17 protein-coding genes and 1 pseudogene are annotated in these 18496 nt (G+C 73.1%); 6 read left to right on the top strand and 12 right to left on the bottom strand.

Features of this window, described 5'->3' with window-relative positions; genetic code table 11:
* The 7 genes and pseudogenes from ACIPXM_RS09370 to ACIPXM_RS09340 form a co-directional block, all read right to left on the bottom strand.
* Positions 1–383 (bottom strand): annotated as a pseudogene (locus ACIPXM_RS09370) (IS5 family transposase); the annotation flags it as partial.
* A 41-nt stretch (positions 384–424) separates the two neighbouring features.
* A complete protein-coding gene (locus ACIPXM_RS09365) occupies positions 425–1705 on the bottom strand; it encodes an aspartate aminotransferase family protein (RefSeq protein WP_401653712.1) in 1281 nt (426 codons plus the stop codon).
* Positions 1706–1719: 14 nt separating this feature from the next.
* Positions 1720–2562 (bottom strand): nitrilase-related carbon-nitrogen hydrolase, encoded by an 843-nt coding sequence (locus ACIPXM_RS09360; RefSeq protein WP_401653637.1) that lies wholly within the window; start codon positions 2560–2562, stop codon positions 1720–1722.
* Between the two features lie 285 nt (positions 2563–2847).
* Positions 2848–4014: a UL36 very large tegument protein gene (locus ACIPXM_RS09355; RefSeq protein ID WP_401653635.1), complete on the bottom strand. Its 1167-nt coding sequence runs from the start codon at positions 4012–4014 to the stop codon at positions 2848–2850.
* Positions 4015–4140: 126 nt separating this feature from the next.
* Complete coding sequence (locus ACIPXM_RS09350) at positions 4141–4578, bottom strand: PPOX class F420-dependent oxidoreductase (RefSeq protein ID WP_401653633.1); 438 nt, start codon at positions 4576–4578, stop codon at positions 4141–4143.
* 11 nt (positions 4579–4589) lie between these two features.
* Complete coding sequence (locus ACIPXM_RS09345; protein WP_401653710.1) at positions 4590–5768, bottom strand: alginate lyase family protein; 1179 nt, start codon at positions 5766–5768, stop codon at positions 4590–4592.
* 149 nt (positions 5769–5917) lie between these two features.
* Positions 5918–6355, bottom strand: a complete 438-nt coding sequence (locus ACIPXM_RS09340) for a winged helix-turn-helix transcriptional regulator (RefSeq protein WP_401653631.1) — start codon at positions 6353–6355, stop codon at positions 5918–5920.
* A 61-nt stretch (positions 6356–6416) separates the two neighbouring features.
* Between ACIPXM_RS09340 and ACIPXM_RS09335 the strand changes: the two genes are divergently transcribed.
* Positions 6417–7133, top strand: coding sequence for an NAD(P)-dependent oxidoreductase (locus ACIPXM_RS09335; RefSeq protein WP_401653629.1), 717 nt, complete (start codon positions 6417–6419; stop codon positions 7131–7133).
* An 82-nt stretch (positions 7134–7215) separates the two neighbouring features.
* On the opposite strand, the gene ACIPXM_RS09330 is transcribed toward ACIPXM_RS09335, so the two are convergent.
* Entirely contained in the window at positions 7216–7473 is a 258-nt protein-coding gene (locus ACIPXM_RS09330; RefSeq protein WP_401653627.1) for a helix-turn-helix domain-containing protein, read from the bottom strand.
* Between the two features lie 33 nt (positions 7474–7506).
* Between ACIPXM_RS09330 and map the strand changes: the two genes are divergently transcribed.
* On the top strand, positions 7507–8277 hold the full coding sequence (gene map, locus ACIPXM_RS09325) for a type I methionyl aminopeptidase (protein WP_401653625.1): 771 nt from the start codon (positions 7507–7509) through the stop codon (positions 8275–8277).
* Positions 8278–8282: 5 nt separating this feature from the next.
* Here the strand turns inward: map and ggt are convergent, their stop codons facing one another.
* Entirely contained in the window at positions 8283–10133 is a 1851-nt protein-coding gene (gene ggt, locus ACIPXM_RS09320) for a gamma-glutamyltransferase (RefSeq protein ID WP_401653623.1), read from the bottom strand.
* Positions 10134–10285: 152 nt separating this feature from the next.
* Here ggt and ACIPXM_RS09315 point away from each other — a divergent pair, with 152 nt between their 5' ends.
* Positions 10286–11038: a hypothetical protein gene (locus ACIPXM_RS09315; RefSeq protein WP_401653621.1), complete on the top strand. Its 753-nt coding sequence runs from the start codon at positions 10286–10288 to the stop codon at positions 11036–11038.
* Here the strand turns inward: ACIPXM_RS09315 and ACIPXM_RS09310 are convergent.
* Positions 10968–12254, bottom strand: coding sequence for a cytochrome P450 (locus ACIPXM_RS09310; RefSeq protein WP_401653619.1), 1287 nt, complete (start codon positions 12252–12254; stop codon positions 10968–10970). The genes ACIPXM_RS09315 and ACIPXM_RS09310 overlap by 71 nt on opposite strands.
* A 246-nt stretch (positions 12255–12500) precedes the next feature.
* Here ACIPXM_RS09310 and ACIPXM_RS09305 point away from each other — a divergent pair, with 246 nt between their 5' ends.
* From ACIPXM_RS09305 to ACIPXM_RS09295, 3 genes are all read left to right on the top strand, one after another.
* Positions 12501–13727 (top strand): hypothetical protein, encoded by a 1227-nt coding sequence (locus ACIPXM_RS09305; RefSeq protein ID WP_401653617.1) that lies wholly within the window; start codon positions 12501–12503, stop codon positions 13725–13727.
* Positions 13728–13932: 205 nt separating this feature from the next.
* Positions 13933–15108: an Ig-like domain-containing protein gene (locus tag ACIPXM_RS09300; RefSeq protein ID WP_401653615.1), complete on the top strand. Its 1176-nt coding sequence runs from the start codon at positions 13933–13935 to the stop codon at positions 15106–15108.
* Positions 15109–15334: 226 nt separating this feature from the next.
* Positions 15335–16909 carry an alpha/beta fold hydrolase gene (locus tag ACIPXM_RS09295; RefSeq protein ID WP_401653613.1) on the top strand — a complete coding sequence of 525 codons (1575 nt, stop codon included), beginning with the start codon at positions 15335–15337 and terminating at the stop codon, positions 16907–16909.
* A gap of 77 nt (positions 16910–16986) precedes the next feature.
* Here the strand turns inward: ACIPXM_RS09295 and ACIPXM_RS09290 are convergent, their stop codons facing one another.
* Together ACIPXM_RS09290 and ACIPXM_RS09285 are read right to left on the bottom strand one after the other, a co-directional pair.
* Positions 16987–17847 carry an amino acid ABC transporter permease gene (locus tag ACIPXM_RS09290; RefSeq protein WP_401653611.1) on the bottom strand — a complete coding sequence of 287 codons (861 nt, stop codon included), beginning with the start codon at positions 17845–17847 and terminating at the stop codon, positions 16987–16989.
* A complete protein-coding gene (locus ACIPXM_RS09285; RefSeq protein ID WP_401653609.1) occupies positions 17844–18488 on the bottom strand; it encodes an amino acid ABC transporter permease in 645 nt (214 codons plus the stop codon). Before ACIPXM_RS09285 ends, ACIPXM_RS09290 begins: the two co-directional genes overlap by 4 nt.
* Positions 18489–18496 lie beyond the last annotated feature (8 nt).

Below are 18496 nucleotides of genomic sequence, written 5' to 3'. Positions count from 1 at the left end.
CAGCCCGCCTCTTGACCGGCCGAGGGCCGGGTCGCGGAGCCCCCTTTTCGGGCCCCGGCCGCATGCTGGTGAGCCCGGACAACAGTGGAATCGACGGACACCAGCCACTCGATGTCGCCCGCCGCGTCCGCTTTCGTCTGAGCGGCCCGCAGCATGCGATCGAACGTGCCGTCCGCGGCCCACCTGCGGAAACGGGTATGCAGCGTGGCCCACGGACCATAGCGCTCGGGCACGTCCCGCCAGGCCGTCCCGGTCCGGAACTTCCACACGATCCCGTTCAGGACCCGGCGGTCGTCCAACCGCTTCCGCCCCCGCAACGACACGGGCAGCAACGGCCGAACGAACTCCCACTCGGCATCCGACAGTTCATGACGACGAATCACGACACCATGATCCACCACTGGTGATCTTTTGAAGACACTGCCTAGAGGGAGTGGAGGGCCTGTTCGAGGATCGCCGCGCCCTCCTCCGCCTCGGCGACCGTGAGCGAGAGCGGTGGCGCGATCCGCAGGGCGGTCGTGTTGTGGCCGCCGCCCTTGCCGATCAGCAGACCGCCCGCGCGGGCCGCCTCCAGGACGGCCGCCGCCGCGTCCGGGTTCGCCCGGTCGGTGCCGGGTTCGGTGAGTTCGATGGCGATCATCAGCCCCCGGCCGCGCACCTCGCGCACCGCGTCGACCCCGGCCGCCGCGGCCCGCAGCCGCTCGATGAGCAGGCCGCCGACCCGGCGGGCGTTGCCCTGGAGGTCGTGGTCGAGGAGGTAGGAGAGGTTGGCGAGCCCGGCGGCCATGGTGACCGGTGAACCACCGAAGGTCGAGATGGAGTTGGCGTCGAGACAGTTCATGATCTCGGCGCGGGCGACCACCCCGCCGATGGACATGCCGTTGCCGATGCCCTTGGCGAAGGTGAGGAGGTCCGGCGGTCCGGCCTGGCCGTGTGCCTGCCAGCCCCAGAAGTGGTCGCCGGTGCGGCCCCAGCCGGTCTGCACCTCGTCGGTGATCCACAGCACGCCGTGCCGGTCGAGGACCCGCCGGAAGGCCGCGTACAGCCCGTCGGGCGGCGAGGTGAACCCGCCGACGCCCTGGACGGGTTCGGCGATCAGCGCGGCGACGTCGCCGGTGTGCCCGAGCAGGTCCTCCAGGTCGGCGACGCACGCCTCGACGAACCGCTCGTCGGTGTACTGGGCGTACGGGCCGCGGCCCCGCACCCCGCCGTGCACGTACAGGGTGTGCAGCGGCGAGAGGCCGGTCGGCGACCAGGCGCGGTTGCCGGTGATGCCGACGGCGGAGAAGGACCGGCCGTGGTAGCTGTTGCGCATCGCGAGGATCCGGCCGGAGCGCCGGTAGCTGGTGGCCAGGAGCAGCGCGGTGTCGTTGGCCTCGGTGCCCGAGGTGGTGAAGAAGACCCGGGCGTCGGGGATGCCGGACAGCGCGGCGACCCGCTCGGCGAGCTCCACCATGGGGCGGTTGAGGTAGAGGGTGGAGGAGTGGATGATCCGCCCGGCCTGTTCGGCGACGGCCTTGGTGACCTCAGGCAGCGCGTGGGCGGTCATGGTGGTGAGGATGCCGCCGAAGAAGTCGAGGTAGCGGTTGCCGTCGGCGTCCCAGACGTACCGGCCCTCGCCGTGGGTGAGTTCGATGGGGTCGCGGTAGTAGAGGGCGACCCAGTCGGGGACGACCTTGCGGTGCCGCTCGTACAGATCGCGCATCGGCCCTGGCGCGGTCACGGCTCGACCAGCCCGTCGTACGCGTCGGGGCGCCGGTCGCGGTAGAACGCCCACTGCTGCCGTACCTGCTCGATGAGGCCGAAGTCGAGGTCGCGGACGACGAGTTCCTCGGTCTTGTCGGAGGCGACGTCGCCGACGAACCGGCCGCGCGGGTCGACGAAGTAGCTGGTGCCGTAGAAGTCGTTGTCGCCGTACTCCTCCTGGCCGACCCGGTTGATGGCGGCGACGTAGTAGCCGTTGGCGACGGCGGCCGCGGGCTGTTCCAGCTGCCAGAGGTGGCTGGACAGACTGCGCGAGGTGGCCGACGGGTTGTATACCAACTGGGCTCCGTTGAGGCCGAGTTGGCGCCAGCCCTCGGGGAAGTGGCGGTCGTAGCAGATGTAGACGCCGACCCTGCCGACGGCGGTCTCGAAGACCGGCCAGCCCGCGTTGCCCGGGCGGAAGTAGTACTTCTCCCAGAAGCCCTTGAGCTGCGGGATGTGGTGCTTGCGGTACTTGCCGAGGTACGAGCCGTCGGCGTCGATGACGGCCGCGGTGTTGTAGTAGAAGCCCGCGCCCTCGATCTCGAAGACCGGGACCACGATCACCATCCCGGTCTCCCGGGCGAGCGCGCTCATCCGGCGGACGGTCGGCCCGTCGGGCACCGGCTCGGCCCAGCGGTAGTGCTCGGGCTCCTGCACCTGGCAGAAGTAGGGGGCGTTGAACACCTCCTGGAACCCGATGACCTTCGCCCCCTGCCGGGCCGCCTCGCGGGCGTGTTCCTCATGTTTGGCGATCATCGATTCGGTGTCGCCGGTCCAGGTCGCCTGGACGAGCGCGGCGCGTACGACGGTGTTCATGAGCTGCTCCTTCGGCCCGGCGTCGATGAGCCTCTACGCCCGTAGACGCGGTGCGTAGGAGGAGAACGTAAGCCTCGTAACACCCCGGAGCAAGACCACTGCCGCGAAGCGGCGGAGTCGATCATGTTTCGTACCCGAGTGGTCCACGTCGGACACGTACCGACACGTCCGGGCGCCCGGTGGCGGGCCCGGCCCCGGCCACACCTGGCACCGGACGGCCCGCAACACCCGCAAGCGCGGCTGACCGGCCGACCGACCGGCGCCCCTCGGCCCCTCCCCCGCTTCTCAGCGCAGGCCCGCGACCCGCAGCGCGTGCAGCAGCTCGCGTTCCTTGTCCCGGGAGAGGGAGCGGGCCGCGGCGCGCAGCTCGGGGAGCAGGACCGCCGGGTCGGCGGCGGCGAGCCGGGCCGTGTCATCGGCCGTGCGGCTGCCGACGAAGGCGTCGAGCAGGGCGCGGACCTCGGCGTGCCGGGACTCCGCGCGCAGCGCCGCGCAGGCCGCCGCCAGTTCCCCGGCCGGTCGGGCCGCGCCCTGGCGGAGCAGCCGGTCGCGGTCCTCCGGGCGGCAGGCGGCGCCGAGCGCGGCCGCGACGGCGGCGAGGCGGGCGGGCGGCAGGTCGCCCGCCTCCCAGAGCAGGGTGGCCCAGTCGGCGCCGAGCCCGGCGGCGGCCAGTTCGTCGGCGAGCACCGGCAGCCAGCCGGGCGGTCCGGCGAGGGCCTCGCACAGCAGGGCGTGGGCGTCACCGCTGCGACCCTGGGCGCGCAGTCGGCGCAGCGCGTAGACGGCGTTCCCGGCGGCGCGCGCGGCCCTGGCGGCGTCCTCGGTCCCGAGCCCGCCGCCAGGACCTTCGGCGGCCGTGGCGGGGTCCGCGACCGCTCCCGCGTAGCGCGCCCCGCCGCCCCTGCGCCGCCGCACCCGCGATTCCGGCTCCCGCACCGGCTCCGGTCGCTCGGCGGCGGCTGCGGGACCGCCGTCGAGCTGGGCGAGCCGGGCGAGGCGCGCGGTCAGTTCGGCGATCCGGGCGGTGGCGCGGGCGTGGTCGTCGCGTGCCCAGGCGAGCCCCCCGTCGCCGTCGTGGGCGGGGTCCGGCCGGCCGGTGAGCTCGCGGATGCGGTCCTCGGCGTGCCGGACCTCCTCGGTCATCAGCTCGCGCCGCTCGACGAGCGCGGCGGCCCCGCCGGGCCCCCGGTCGTGGGCGGTGGCGGCGGCCTGGTGCAGGGCCCGGCCGCGTACCGCCCGCTCACCGTCCACGGGCTCGCCGAGGTCGTGGAGCAGCGACTCGGCGACGTCCCAGGGCAGGATCTCGGCGCCGTCGAAACAGGCCCGCATCCCGTCGGGGTCGCGGGCCGCGAACACGCCGTACCAGCCCTCGCCCGGTTCGAGCCGCCCGGCCAGCTCGCTGAGCCAGCCGGTGAAGGCGGCGACCGCCACCGGGAGTTGATGCACCGTCATGATCCAGCCCCTTCGCTACGGGGGCATTGGACCCTATCCGTGTTACGGGACGGCTACGTACGGTTTTCGGCCAGGGTTCTCGCCACCCGGCCGTCGGGCCCGGGTCCGGGCCCGACGGACCCCGGCTCAGCCGACGGCCGGGTCCGGGACCGGTCCCGCCGCCGGGGCGAAGTTCACCACGATGCCGGTGTGCGGGCGCTTGCCGAGCCGGGCGACCGTCGCGGGCCAGTCGATCAGCCAGTACTGCCAGGTGTACTTGCGGGACAGCAGCTTGCGCACCCGGCGCAGCTCCTCGCCGGTGACGAGCCGCGCGGTGCCCTCGGTCCGCACCGCCCCCTCGGTGATGTTGCCGCGCACGTCGCAGACGGCGGCGACCACCCGGGGGTCGCGGCGCAGCCGCTTCACCTTCCAGGAGTCGGTGCGGGTCCAGGCGTACAGCTCGGTGCCGTCGACCGCGTACCAGACCGGGGTGGCGACCCCGGTGCCGTTCTTGCGGAAGGTGGTCAGGCTGACGTAGCGGCCGTGCCGCAGTTCTTCGGGGATCGCGAGTTCTTCGGGCGTCACGAGCGCCGAGCTTACGCAGCGCTCGGATTGCTCGCGTGGGTCAGGGTCTCCCAGGCGACGAAGAGGTCGTCGGTGCCGCCGGGCCGCTGGCTGCGGGCGAGCTTCGCGGTCTGCGGCAGCTGCCGGTGCATCCGGCCCTGGAGGTGGTTGAGGGCGACCTCGACGTCCGGGCCCATGGTGCGGGTGATCCGGCCGCCGCACAGCCAGCGCGGCGGTGCCTCGCCGAGCTGGTAGCGGGAGTGGAACTCCAGGGTGGCGGCGAGCCGGTCGGCCTCCTCCTGGTAGAGGTCGAGGCCCTGGTGCCAGGCGGTCTCGGCGATGTGCGCGGTGGCGGCGAGCGAGTAGCCGATGTGCATGAGGTTGCGGCAGGTCTCCTGGCCGACGCCGTCGCGGTAGGTGCGCTGGCCGAACCAGTAGGTGGCGAGCTCGTCGGCGGTGTCGATGGTCCCGCCGGGCGGCCGTTTGGGCAGTGCGCCGTCGGAGGCGAGGTAGAAGTAGGCGGGCACCCGGGCGCGGTAGCGCCGTACCGAGTCCTCGAAGAGCGTGCGGTCCTCCAGGAACACCGCCATGCCGATGGCGGCGTCGGTCATCGCGAGTTCCCAATTGCCGTTGTAGTCGGGGACCTTGGCGGTGACGTCGGGCAGATAAGCCTTGCGCAGCATCCACTTGAAGCGCTGCACCTCGGGGCCCTTCCAGGCCGGGTAGCCCGCGTGCACGATCTCGGCGGCGCGCGCCCAGGAGGAGCCGGACCAGGCGGTCTGGAGGTCGGCGTCGTCGCGGGTGTGCTCCTTCACCGTCTTCGACCAGGCGTCCATGATCTCGACGGCCTTGTCGGCGTGCGCGCGCTCGCCGGTGACGGACCACATCAGGGCGTGGGTGTACGCGGCGATGGCGTCCTCGCGCTCGGCGACGCAGGCGTCGGTGCCCGCGTTGGAGGCGCAGGCGACGACCTTCGCGGGGTGCGGGGTGTAGTCGGGGTCCGCGTACTTGCTGGCGCTCATCTCGGCGAACGCCGACTTCCACGGTTCGCGCCCGGCGGCGACCTGGGTCCGTACGGTGGCGAGCTGGGCCCCGCCGACGACGACGCCCGGGTGCCGGAAGTGCTCGGGCGCGGTCCCGGCGGGCGGCGCGGCGGCCTGCGGCGTGCCGGACCCGCCGGAGCCGCAGCCGGTGGCGGCGGAGGCGAGCAGGAGGGTGGCGGCGAGGGCCGCGAGGGCCTTGGCCCGGCGGGGCGCGGTGCGCGCGGCCGGGGCGCCCGGGGCCCGGCGGGCGGGGGCGGGCTGCTGACGACGGTTCACGCGTCCACGGTGGGGCCGTGGGCGCGGCGCCGCATCCGGGGCTAGGCCGACGGGTCGGCGGTGCCGTACGCGTCGTACGCGTCGCGCGCCTCGCCGATCTCCTCGGTGTGGGCGCGGGCCCAGTCGCAGGCGGTGTCGAGCGGGCCGATCAGCGAGTGGCCGAGGGCGGTGAGCGCGTACTCGACGCGGGGCGGGTTCTCGTCGTGGACGGTGCGGGTGAGCAGTCCGTCGCGCTCCATGGTGCGCAGGGTCTCGGTGAGCACCTTGGGGGTGACCCGGTGCATCGGGACGCGCAGCTCGGAGAAGCGGCGCGAGCGGCCGTCCTGGAGGCAGCGCAGCACCATCGGGGTCCACTTGCCGCTGAAGACGCGGACCGGCTGCGGGCTGTCGACGCAGTCGGGGTCCGCGAAGAGGGCCGGGCTGAGCGGCGGGGCGGGGGCCTTGGCCGGTGCCGGGGCGGCGAGGAGCTGCTCGGTCATGGGTCTGACGCTAGCCCAGTACCGTTGAAGTAACCAGGGAGTCCCGTTCTACGGTCGCGCCATGGATGACACCAGGAACGACAGCGCGAACGACAGTGGGAACGACAGCGGCGAGAGCGCCGGGAACCTCAAGAACATCGTCGTCTTCGGGGCGGGCGGCCGGGTCGGCCGGGCCGCCGTGGCGGAGGCGGCGGCCCGTGGCCACCGGGTGACGGCGGTGGTCCGCGATCCGGCGCGCCACCCCGGTCTGGACGGGACGGGCTCGGGCGTGACGGTGGTACGGGGCGACGCCACGGACCCGGAATCGGTGGCCGCGCTCGCCGCCGGGCACGACGCGGCGGTGCACGCGGCGGCCCGGCTCGATCTGCCCTCCGAGGAGTACTTCACCGCCGCCGCCCGGGCGCTCGTCAGCGGCCTGACGGCGGCGGGCGTCGGCCGGCTGCTCACCCTCGGCATCGCGGCGACCCTGGAGACGGCGCCCGGGGTACGGGTGATGGACGCGCCCGAATTCCCGGCGGACTGGCGGGCGTTCGCGCAGGGGCACGTGGCCGAGTTCGCGTTGCTCACGGCCGAGGCGGGCCCGGGGCTCGACTGGCTGATGGTGGTCCCGCCGATGGATCTGAACGCGGCGGCGCCGGTGACCGGCGGCTACCGCACGGCGGTCGGCACCCTGCTGGACGGCGGGACGATCGCCCACGCCGATCTGGCCCGCGCCCTCGTGGACGAGATCGACCGGCCGCGGCACAGCCGGGTGCAGCTGGCGGTGGCGGCGGCCTGAGCCGCGTGCGGGGGGGCCGACCGCCGGCCCGGCCCGATCCGCGCGGGGGGTCGCGCGGGGAGCCTCAGGCCAGGGCGGGCGCTCAGGCCGGGGCGGGGACCAGGACGCACAGGGCCACCAGCTCGTCCATCGACAGGCCGAGGACGCCCGCGAGCGCGGCGACGGTGAAGAAGGCGGGGGTGGGGGCGCGGCCGGTCTCGATCTTGCGGAGGGTCTCCGCGGAGAGGCCGGCCGCCGCGGCGATCTCGGCCATCGAGCGTTCGCCGCGGGCCGTGCGGAGCAGCAGGCCGAGGCGTTCGCCGCGTTCGCGTTCTTCGGGGGTCAGGGGGGTGCGCACCATGGACACCATTGTAATACCGGTATAGTAATTGGCATGGTGGAGATCAAGACGGACACGGAACTGGCCCTCATGCGCGAAGCGGGCCGGGTGGTGGCGCGCGCCCTCGCGGCCGTACAGGACAAGGCGGCGCCGGGCATGACCCTGGCGGAACTGGACGACGTGGCCCGGGAGGTGCTCGACGCGGCCGGGGCCGGGTCGCCGTTCCTGGGCTACCGGCCGGACTGGGCCCCGGTGCCGTTCCCGGCCGTGGTCTGCGTCTCGGTGAACGACGCGATCGTGCACGGCGTCCCGGACCGCGGGACCCGGCTCGCCGACGGCGACCTGGTGAGCGTCGACTGCGGGGCGGTCCTGGACGGCTGGGTCGGCGACTCGGCGGTGAGCTTCACCGTCGGCCGGGCGCGGCCCGAGGACACCCGGCTGATCGGGACGGCGTACGAGGCCCTGGCGGCCGGGATCGCGGCGGCGGTGGTCGGCAACCGGATCGGCGACATCGCGCACGCCGTCGGCCGGGTCTGCCGCCGGGCGGGGTACGGCGTCGCCGACGGCTTCGGCGGCCACGGCGTGGGCCGCACCATGCACGAGGACCCGGGCGTCCCCAACGAGGGACGCCCGGGCCGGGGGATGCCGCTGCGGCACGGCATGGTGCTCGCGATCGAGCCGATGCTGCTCGGCGGTGGCCGCGACGACCACTACACGGCGCGGGACGGCTGGACCATCCGGACCCTGGACGGTTCGCGGGCCGCGCACACCGAGCACACGGTGGCGATCACGCACGACGGCCCGCGGATCCTCACCGCGCTGTAGGGCACCTACGGAATGCGCTCCCAGGGGGTGGCCGGGTGGACGACCATCGCCGAGCCGCCGCCCCTGCGGACGGTCTCGGCGGCGGCCGTCCAGCGGCCGTCGGGAAGCCGTTGCACGCCGGTCGCGGCGCCGATCTCCGGGTTCTGCCGGAAGCCGTGTCCGATGCCTTCGAGCTGGGCCCTCAACGGGCTGTTCCACAGCCCGGGTTCGAGTTCGGTGGTGGTCTGGTTGCGCTGGCTGGCGCGGGGCGCGGCGATGGCGTCGACCAGCGGCAGGCCCCGGTCGAGGAAGCCGGTGAGGGTCTGCAGGACGGTGGTGATGATGGTGGCGCCGCCCGGCGAGCCGAGCGCGAGGACCGGGCGGCCCGCCTTGTCGAGGACGATCGTCGGCGAGATCGACGAGCGCGGACGCTTGCCGGGGCCCGGCAGGTTGGGGTCGTGGACGGCCGGGCTGGCCGGGGCGAAGGAGAAGTCGGTCAGCTCGTTGTTGAGCAGGAAGCCGCGCCCGGGCACGGTGATGCCACTGCCGCCGGTGGACTCGATGGTGAGGGTGTAGGCGACGATGTTGCCCCACTTGTCGGCGACCGTCAGGTGGGTGGTGTTCTCGCCCTCGTACGTGGTGGGGGCCGCGGTCCCGCCGGTCGCGCAGCCGCCCGCCGGGCGGGCCGGGTGGCGCGGGTCGCCGGGCGCGAGCGGGCTGGTGAGCACGGCGTCGTCGCGGATCAGGCAGGCCCGCGAGTCGGCGTAGGCTTGCGAGAGCAGGCCCCGGGTGGGCACGTCCTCGAAGGCGGGGTCGCCGACCCAGCGGCCCCGGTCGGCGAACGCGATCCGGCTGGCCTCGATGTACCGGTGCAGATACCCGGCCTGCGAGGCAGCGGACAGGTCACTGCCCTCCAGGATGTTCAGCGCCTCGCCGACGCTGGTGCCGCCGGAGGACGACGGTGCCATGCCGTACACGTCCAGGCCCCGGTAGGACACCTTGGTGGGCTGGCGGCGGACGGTCCGGTACGTGGCGAGGTCGCGCTCGGTCAGATCGCCGGAGCGGACGTTGCGGGTGGCGCCGTCGCGGACCGGCGGCCGCTGCACGGTGCGCACGATGTCCCGGGCGAGCGGGCCCCGGTAGAGGGCGCCGACGCCTTCCCGGCCGAGGGTGCGGTAGGTGCGGGCCAGGTCGGGGTTCTTGAACACCGAGCCGACGACGGGCAGTTCACCCCCGGGCAGGAACAGTTCGGCCGAGGCCGGGAAGTCGCGGAACCGGGCCTCGTTGCCCGCGGTCTGCGCCCGGAAGGTGGCGTCCACGGTGAAGCCGTCGCGGGCGAGGCGCTCGGCGGGCTGGAGGAGCTGCCCGAGCGGCTTGCTGCCCCAGGCGTCGAGCGCGGCCGCCCAGGTGGCGGGGGTGCCGGGGGCGCCGACACTCCGTCCGCTGGTCATCCCCTCCTCGAACGGGATCGGCGCGCCGTTCTCCAGGAACAGTCCGGCGTCGGCGGAGGCGGGCGCGGTCTCGCGGCCGTCGATGGTCTGGACGGTACGGGTCCTGGCGTCGTAGTGGACGAAGTAACCGCCCCCGCCGATGCCGGCCGAGTAGGGCTCGGTGACGCCGAGCGCGGCGGCCACCGCCACGGCGGCGTCGACGGCGTTGCCGCCCTTGCGCAGCACCTCGATACCGGCGGCGGAGGCATCGGCGTCGACGCTGGCGACGGCCCCGCCCCAGCCGGTCGCGACCGGCACCTTCACCGGAGCCGGTGGCTTGGGTGCCGCCGTGGTGGGCGGGGCGGCGGCGACCACCGACAGCACCGTGGCGGCGACCGCCAGGACCGAGCCGTGCCGCACGGCGGAGCGCCGTAACAGAAAACGCATCCTCAACAACCTCCAGTCAACACCGGTCCGCGCAGCGTAACTTCCGCCCGCGTGATCCGTCAGGAGCGCCTTTCGATCGACCGGGTCCGTACGTCAGACGTCACCCGCATGGGCTCGAACAACCGGCCGGTCCCCCGCTAGCATGCGCGGCCATGAACGAAGACCTGCGCAATGTGGTGCTCGGGGTGCTCGCCACCGGGGTCAGCGGTGTGCTCGGCTGGCTGGCGCGCACCTATCTGTGGCGGCGTCGGCTCCGCAGGAAGCAGGCGTTCTTCGGGCTGCCCGCGCATTCCGAGTGTCTGCTGGTGGTGAACCGGGAGGCGGGCAGCGAGGGCGCGGTGCACCGCTTCGACGTGTCGGCGCTCCTGGAGCTTGCGGCGCTGGTGAAGGAGTGCGGGGCGCACGCGCAGATCGTGCAGCACGACCTGGCCCAGGTCGGCTTCGGCGACCGGACCGAGTTCTGCGTCGGCGGGCCCGGGTCGAACCGCCGGATGTCCGCCCATCTGGCGTCCCTGCTCCCGGGGTTGAGCATGAGCACGGCGCTCGAACCGGTCGAGGAACGGGGCGCGATACGGATCGGCGAGAACCGGTACGGGATGGAGCCGGGCATCAGCGAGTACGTGCTGCTGGCCCGGCTCACGGCCGGGGAGGGCGGCCGTCCGGTGTTCCTGTTCTGCGGGCAGCGGGCCATCACCAACCAGGCCGCCACCCGCTATCTGGCCCGCCATCACGAGCGGCTCGCCCGGCGCCACCGGGGCGGCTCCTTCGTCCTGCTGCTCCGGGTGGTCAACTCGCAGGCGTACGGCCCCGATGTGGTCGAGCTGGTCGCGGACGTCACCCGGCAGGCGCGGACGCCGATCGCTCCGGATGCTCACGCCAACGCGCCGACAGCGGAAGCGACTTGATGCCGTTGATGAAGTTGGACACGAGCCGTCGCGGTGGCCCGGCGAGCTCGATGTCCGTGCAGGCGTCGCGCAGTTCCTCGTGCAGCAGCCGGAGCTGGAGCCGGGCGAAATGGGCGCCGAGGCAGATGTGCGGCCCGTCGCCGAACGAGACGTGCGGGTTGGGGGTGCGGGCGAGGTCGAGCCGGTGCGGGTCGGCGAAGACGCGTTCGTCGTGGTTGGCGGAGGCGTGGAACACCACCACCTTGTCGCCCGCCCCGATGGCCTGACCGGCCAGTTCGGTGGCGTGGGCGGCGGTGCGGCGGAAGGAGAGCACCGGCGGGTGGACCCGGAGCAGTTCGTCGACGGCGCTGTCGACGCCGGTCTCGCCGCGCCACAGCGGGCCCCGCTGGTCGGGGCTCTGGGCCAGCGCGAGGACTCCGCCGGGGGCGGCGCTGCGTACCGTGTCGTTCCCGGCGACGGTCAGCAGGAAGAAGAACATCTCCAGCTCGGCGTCGTGGAGTTCGGAGGCGGCGAGCACGGTCATGATGTCGTCGGCCGGGTGGGCGCGCTTGTGGGCGGCGAGGTCGCGGGCGTAGCCGAACATCTCGGCCAGCATGGCGGGCGACCGGGGGTTGACGGGCCGGCCCTCGGCATCGAGGACGGGCGGCTCGTCGGGGTCCTGGTAGGCGATGACCCGTTCGGTCCAGGTGTGCAGCAGGCCCCGGTCGGCGGCGGGCACGCCGAGCAGGTCGGTGAGGTTGAGCAGGGCGTAGTCGTCGGTGACCGCCCGTACCAGATCGAACGCGGCGCCTGAGGGCGCCGACTCCCGTGCCGTGGCGAGGAGTTCGCGGGCGCGGACGCGGGCGGTGGCGGTGAAGCGCTCGATCCGGCCGGGGGTGAAGGCGCGGCTGACGAGCCGCCGCAGCCTGCCGTGCCCCGGCGGGTCCTGGTTGAGCATCATCCGCCGGATGAACGGCAGGTCGGCCGGGTCGGGGTCGCGGATCTGGGTGGCCCCGAGGTGCGAGGAGAACCCGGTCCCGTCCTTCAGGACCCGTACGACGTCGGCGTGCCGGGTCACCGCCCAGAAGCCGGGCCCGGCGGGCCAGCCGAGGACCGCGGGCTCGGGCTGCCAGGCGACGGGGTGGTGGTCACGGAGGACGCGGTAGCGGTCGTGCGGGACGCCGTCGGCGTAGATCCGCGGGTCGAAGACGTCGGGTGTGCCGCCCGCCTGCTCCACCGGCTCTCCCCTCGCGGAGTGAAGACGTCACCATCATGACAGGTCAGAGCCCGTTTTCGTAGGACGGAACGCACAGTTCGTACGCCTTGTCCGGGGTGGGCCGCGACTTCCAGAATCTCCCCTCGTGACGCGCTGCGGCGGCACGCCGAGGACAGGGAGACCATGCGGAAGACGGACGGGTGCACGGGGGACATGTACACGGGCGACGAGGGGAGCACGGGGGCCGAGGGTGTGGCGGACGGGTCCGTGGCGGAGGAGAGGGCCTACGGCCGGGACGCGGTGCTGCGGGCGCGGGTCCTGCTGCTCGGGTCGGGGCGGATCGGGGAGTGGCAGCGGCTCGAGGCGTACCGGGTGCTCGCGACGGTGAGTCCGAAGGCGTATCTGCCGAAGCTGGTCCACGCGCTGACCGAACACGGCTGGCTGGTGCCGCCCGGCGGGGCGAGGCTCGCGCTGCACGCGGAGGCAGCACGGGCGGCGCGGCGGCTCCCGGCACAGGCGCCGCACCGGGTGGAGCTGCTCGGACCGGCGATGGCCGCGTACGAGCAGACGCTGTCGCGGGCCGGGCGGCGGGCCGAAGCCCGGGCGCTGGCCGAGGAGTTGGCGTCGCACGGCTTCAGCGGGCGGCTCGCCGTGGTGCTCGCCGAGGAGGGGCGGTACGGGGAGGCGGCCGAGCTGACCGGGCGGGAGGCGCGGAAGGAGCTGCCGGAGCGGCCGTTCTGGGCGCTGGTGAAGTGGGCGGCGGACCTGGAAGGGGCGGGGCTGCGGGCGGAGGCCGCCGACGTGCTCGGGTCGCTGGTGGCGGAGACCCGGCGGAAGGCGGCCCAGGAGCGCACCTCCCTGTCGCTCCTGGTGTGGCTGCTCGTCCGGTCGGCCGCTCTCGACGAGGCGGCGGGCGAGGCCGGGCGCGCGGCGGCGGCCCGGCGGGAGGCGTTGGCGGTCCTCGACGAGCTGGCGGCGACGGGCGAGCCGAGGAACTGGAGCAACATCCTGTCCTGCTGGGTGACCCTGCTGCTGTGGTCGGGACGGGCGGACGAGCCGGCCCCGGCGCCGGACGCGCCGCGGCCGCCCCTCGGGCGCGACGTCCTCGACTGGTCGGACGACACATGGCGGGCCTACCAGGGCGAGCTGCCGGACCTGGCGGCGGAGGCGGAGCGGCTGCGCGCGACGGGTGCTGCTGGTGTGGCTGGTGTGGCTGGTGTGGCTGGTGTGGCACCAGGGTCGGGACGGGCGGATCTGTTCCGCCGGGTGACGCTGCGGGTCACGGCGCGCGAGGAGCGCCGGACGTACGACATCGAGAAGCCGCTGCGGCCGTACTTCGACGAGGGGGTGGCGCTGGCCCGCGCGCTGCCCGGCGACCGGCCGCGGCTGGCCCGTGCGCTTGCCGACCGGGCGATGTTCCGGGTGGCGCTGCGGACCTTCGGACCGGCGCGGGCGGACTTCGCCGAGGCGGTCGCGCTGCTCGACGCGCGGTGAACGCGGCGGGCGGCGCCCGGCCGGTGTCCCGGGCGCCGAACCGGGTGTCGGCACGGGCGTCGAACCGGGCCTCGAACCGGCCCGCGTCCCGGACGTCGCCCATGTCACACCGGACATCCCGGAAATAGTCCACATGTACGGAACCATCCGCGGCCGCGGGGACTCTCATCCCCCGTAAGAGATCGACATCGGAGGTCGTTTTTCCGTGAGCCGCATACCCGCGCCCGCCGCCCTGCTCGTCACCACGGCCCTCGCCCTCACGCTCGGCGCGTGCGGCGGCGGGGCCGCGAAGTCGGGCGGGGCCGGGGGCTCCGCCGAGGAGGCCCCGAAGACCCGGATCGCGGTCAACCTGACCGGTGAGAAGGCGAAGGCGGGCGCGCCGGTGGTGGTGACCCTGGCCGAGGGCCCGCGGCTCCAGCAGGTGACCGTGACCGACGACAAGGGCGGCACCCTGGCCGGGAAGGTCGGCGCCGACGGCAAGACGTGGACCTCCCAGCGCCCGGCCGCGCCGGGGACCTCGTACGCCGTGGAGGCGCGGGACAGCGACGGCGGCACCGCGAAGGCGGCGTTCGCGACGGCCGAGCCGGACAAGGTGAACAAGCTGAACCTCGCGCCGGGCAAGGCGTCCACGGTCGGCATCGGGCAGCCGCTGTCGATCGTCTTCGACCACCCGGTGAAGAACAAGGCCGCGGTGGAACGGCAGTTGAAGGTGACCACCTCGAACCACACCGAGGGGTCCTGGGGCTGGATGCAGGACTGGTCGGGCAAGGACCGGGTGGACTGGCGGCCCAAGGAGTACTGGAAGTCCGGCACCAAGGTGACGCTGACCGCGAACCTCAACGGGGTCGACTCGGGCGCGGCGGGCGGCTGGTTCGTGCGCGACTACGTCACGAACTTCACCGTGGGCAAGAACCAGATCGTCAAGGTGGACCTGGACAACCACCGGCTGAAGCTGGTGCGGGACGGCCAGGTGGTCAAGGACGTGGGGATGTCGGCCGGTACGCCGGGCGGCGAGAAGGCGTCCTGGCGCGGCAGGACGGTGCTGATGGCCAAGGAGGGCACGATCAACATGCGCTCCGAGACGGTCGGCCTGGGTGACGCGTACGACAAGATGGTCGACTACTCGATGCGGCTGACCTGGTCGGGGATGTACGCGCACGCGGCCCCGTGGAACGCGTCCTACTTCGGCAACGCCAACAAGAGCTCGGGCTGCATCGGCATGAGCGACGCGAACGCGAAGTGGGTGTACGACCAGGTGCAGATCGGCGACCCGTTCGAGGTCACGGGTGACGACGCCAAGGGCACCCAGGCCGTGAACAACGGGTACGGCGAGTGGAACCTGTCCTGGGACGCCTGGAAGGCGAAGAGCGCGCTGCGCTGACCCCACGGTCGCACGACTCCGCGCCGCCGCGACCGCGCGGCACCTCCGGCCCGGCCCGGCGGCCGGGGCCCGTGAGGCCCGTGCCACCACGCTTTCGCCAATCGTTACCCATGCGTAACTTACCGACCAGTTACCTCGGGTAAGCCGCTGCGCTTACCGTCGGGTCACTTTCACTGCCCCCCTTTCGCCGCTGCCCCCATCAGCGGCCCCCAGTGAGGAGTGACCCGTGCGCACAGCCCTGACCTACGCCGTCTCGGCGGCCCTCGTCGCCGGGGCGGCCTTCGGGCTCGCCCCGGCCGCCCACGCCGACACCGACGCCGACACCGCCTCCGCCTCCGGCGGCTCGCTCCGCTTCGTCGACATCGCCGGGGACGGCGGCACCGTCCTCAAGGCCAACGTCGTCACCCCGGCGGGCGCCGCCGCCGGTGCCCGCTTCCCGGTGATCGTGCTCCCCACCAGCTGGGCGGTGCCCCAGATCGAGTATCTGGCGCAGGCCAAGCAGCTCGCCGACTCCGGCTACGTCGTGGTGAGTTACAACTCGCGCGGCTTCTGGCAGTCCGGCGGCGAGATCGAGACCGCCGGCCCCAAGGACATCGCCGACGCGTCCCTCGTGATCGACTGGGCGCTCGCCCACACCCCCGCCGACCCCGACAAGGTGGGCATGGCCGGCGTCTCGTACGGGGCGGGCATCAGCCTGCTCGCGGCGGCGCACGACAAGCGGGTCAAGGCGGTCGCGGCGCTCAGCGGCTGGGCCGACCTGATCGAGTCGATCTACAGCGGCCGCACCCAGCACGTCCAGGCCGCCGGACTGCTCGGCGGCGCCGGGTACCTCACCGGCCGCCCCGGGCCCGAACTCCAGGAGATCCTGGGTGACTTCCTCTCCTCCAACCTGGACAAGGAGGACGAGATGATCGCCTGGGGGCGGGTGCGCTCCGCCGCCACCTACCTCGACGCGATCAACGCCAACAAGCCCGCGATCATGCTGGGCAACGCGTGGGGCGACACCATCTTCCCGCCCAACCAGTTCGCGAGCTTCTACGAGAAGCTGTCGGGCCCCAAGCGGCTTGAGTTCCGGCCCGGCGACCACGCCACGGCCGAGGCGACCGGTCTGCTCGGGCTGCCCAACGACACCTGGACCAGCGCCCACCGCTGGTTCGACCACTACCTCAAGGGCGCCGACAACGGCGTGGACCGCGAGCAGCCGGTCCGGCTCAAGCCGCGTTCGGACGGCGACTACGAGGGCTACCCGGACTGGAAGTCGGTCGGCGCCGACCGGCGGAAGTTCGCGCTCGCCGACACCGAACACGTCTGGGCGAACGTCGACTCGGGCGCCAACGGCGGCGTGGTGCTGCTCTCCAACCTCCTCGACCAGTTCTTCCAGGCGCCGCCCACCGCCTCCATCCCGCTGCTCCCCCGCGCCTTCGCGGCGGTCTGGCAGTCGGAGCGGTACGACACGGCGCAGCGGGTCCGCGGCACCGCGCGGCTGCACACCACGGTCACGCCGACCGCGGCGAGCGGCACCTTCGTCGCGTACGTCTACGACGTGGGCCCGCTCGGCGTCGGCAAGCTGGTCACCAACGCCCCGTACACCTTCCACGGGAAGCAGCCGGGGCGGTCGTTCGGGGTGGACCTCGATCTGTTCTCCACCGCCTACGACATCCCGGCCGGGCACCGCCTCGCGGTGGTCGTCGACACCGTCGACCCGCTGTACATCGAGCACAACCCGACCGGCGCGCAGCTGACCTTCTCCTCGCCCGCGGCCGACCCGAGTTATCTGTCGGTACCGCTGCGGACGGAGTGATCACGGCTGCTGCCGGGCGGGCAGGGCCCGTGCGGGCTGCCGCGGGGCGGGCATCGCCCCGCGGCCGTGCCGGGAGGCTACTCCCGCCCCGGCAGCAGCGTGGCCGGTTCGGCCGGAGCGACGTCGACGGCTCTTGTCTTGGGGCTGTGGCGCTCCCTTCTCGCCACCCAGGTGGCGAACCAGGACAGCAGGATGCACATGCCGATGTAGATCGGCGAGATCACCATCACCACGGGGATGAAGGGCAGGTCGTAATCGAGGTTGGAGGCGATGAGCTTGCCCGCGTGGAGGAACTCCTCGTAGGTGATGAGGTATCCGAGCGAGGTGTCCTTGAGCGCGACCACCAACTGGCTGATGATGGCCGGCAGCATGGCGCGCACCGCCTGCGGCACCAGGACGTAGGTCATCACCTGGGTCTTGCGCATCCCGAGCGCGTACGCCGCCTCCCGCTGGCCGCGGGCGACCGCGCCGATGCCGGTGCGGAAGACCTCGGCGAGCACCGAGCCGTTGTAGAGGGCGAGTCCGGCGACCAGCGCGGGCAGTGGCTGGACCTTCAGCGCCACGAAGATGAAGAAGATCATCACAAGCACGGGCATGGCGCGGAAGAACTCGACGAGCACGGTGCTGGTCCAGCGGAACACCCGGTGCTCGGAGAGCCGGCCGATGGCGAGGACGGCGCCGAGGGCGAGCGAGAGCACCGAGGCGTAGCCGAACGCCTTGAGGGTGTTGCCGAGTCCGCGGAGCAGCAGCTCCTGAATTCCCTTGTATTCGAAGGGAGTCCACTTGGTGGCGGTGAACTGGCCGGTGTCGAAGAGGAGATAGAGGACCCAGCCGACGATGCCGAGGATGACGACGGTCGAGGCGAGCCCGTAGAGCAGGTGGCGGCGGCGGGTGCGTGGTCCGGGGATGTCGTACAGCGCGGTGGAGGCGGTGGTCATCGGGCGACTCCATAGCGCTTCTCCAGGACGTGGAAGAGCGCGCTGATGGCGAGGGTGATGATGAGGTAGCCGACGGCGATCCAGACGAAGGTCCAGATGATGTTGTAGCCGAGCTCGCTCAACGTCTTGTAGGTGCCGAGGAGTTCGGTGACGCTGAACGCCCCGGCGATGGCGGAGTTCTTGGCGAGGGCGATCAGGGTGGAGCCGATCGGCGGGATCACCGAGCGGAACGCCTGCGGCAGCACCACGTCGCCGAGGGTCTGCCCGAAGGACATGCCGAGGCTGCGGGCGGCCTCGCCCTGGCCGAGCGGCACGGTGTTGATCCCGGCGCGCAGCACCTCGCAGATGAAGGCGGAGGTGTAGCAGCCGAGCGCGAGCACCGCGAACAGCTTGAAGGGCAGCACCAGTCCGAACCGGGGCAGGCCCAGCATCACCGCGAAGAACAGCAGGGTGAGCGGGGTGTTGCGGAGCACGTTGACCCAGACGGTGCCGAAGACCCGGAAGGAGCCGACCGGGGCGACCCGGAAGGAGGCCATGAGGAAGCCGAGCACCAGGGCCAGCAGGGAGGCGTAGACGGTGAGTTCGACGGTGCCGAGGAAACCCTCGCCGTAGGTGGAGAAGTTGTCGGTCAGGACGTCCATGGATGGTC

Source organism: Streptomyces sp. NPDC090025 (genome assembly GCF_044748125.1).
Taxonomy (GTDB): domain Bacteria; phylum Actinomycetota; class Actinomycetes; order Streptomycetales; family Streptomycetaceae; genus Streptomyces.
The sequence above is the reverse complement of the archived record's forward strand: the minus strand, read 5'-3'. Positions and strand labels throughout refer to the sequence as shown.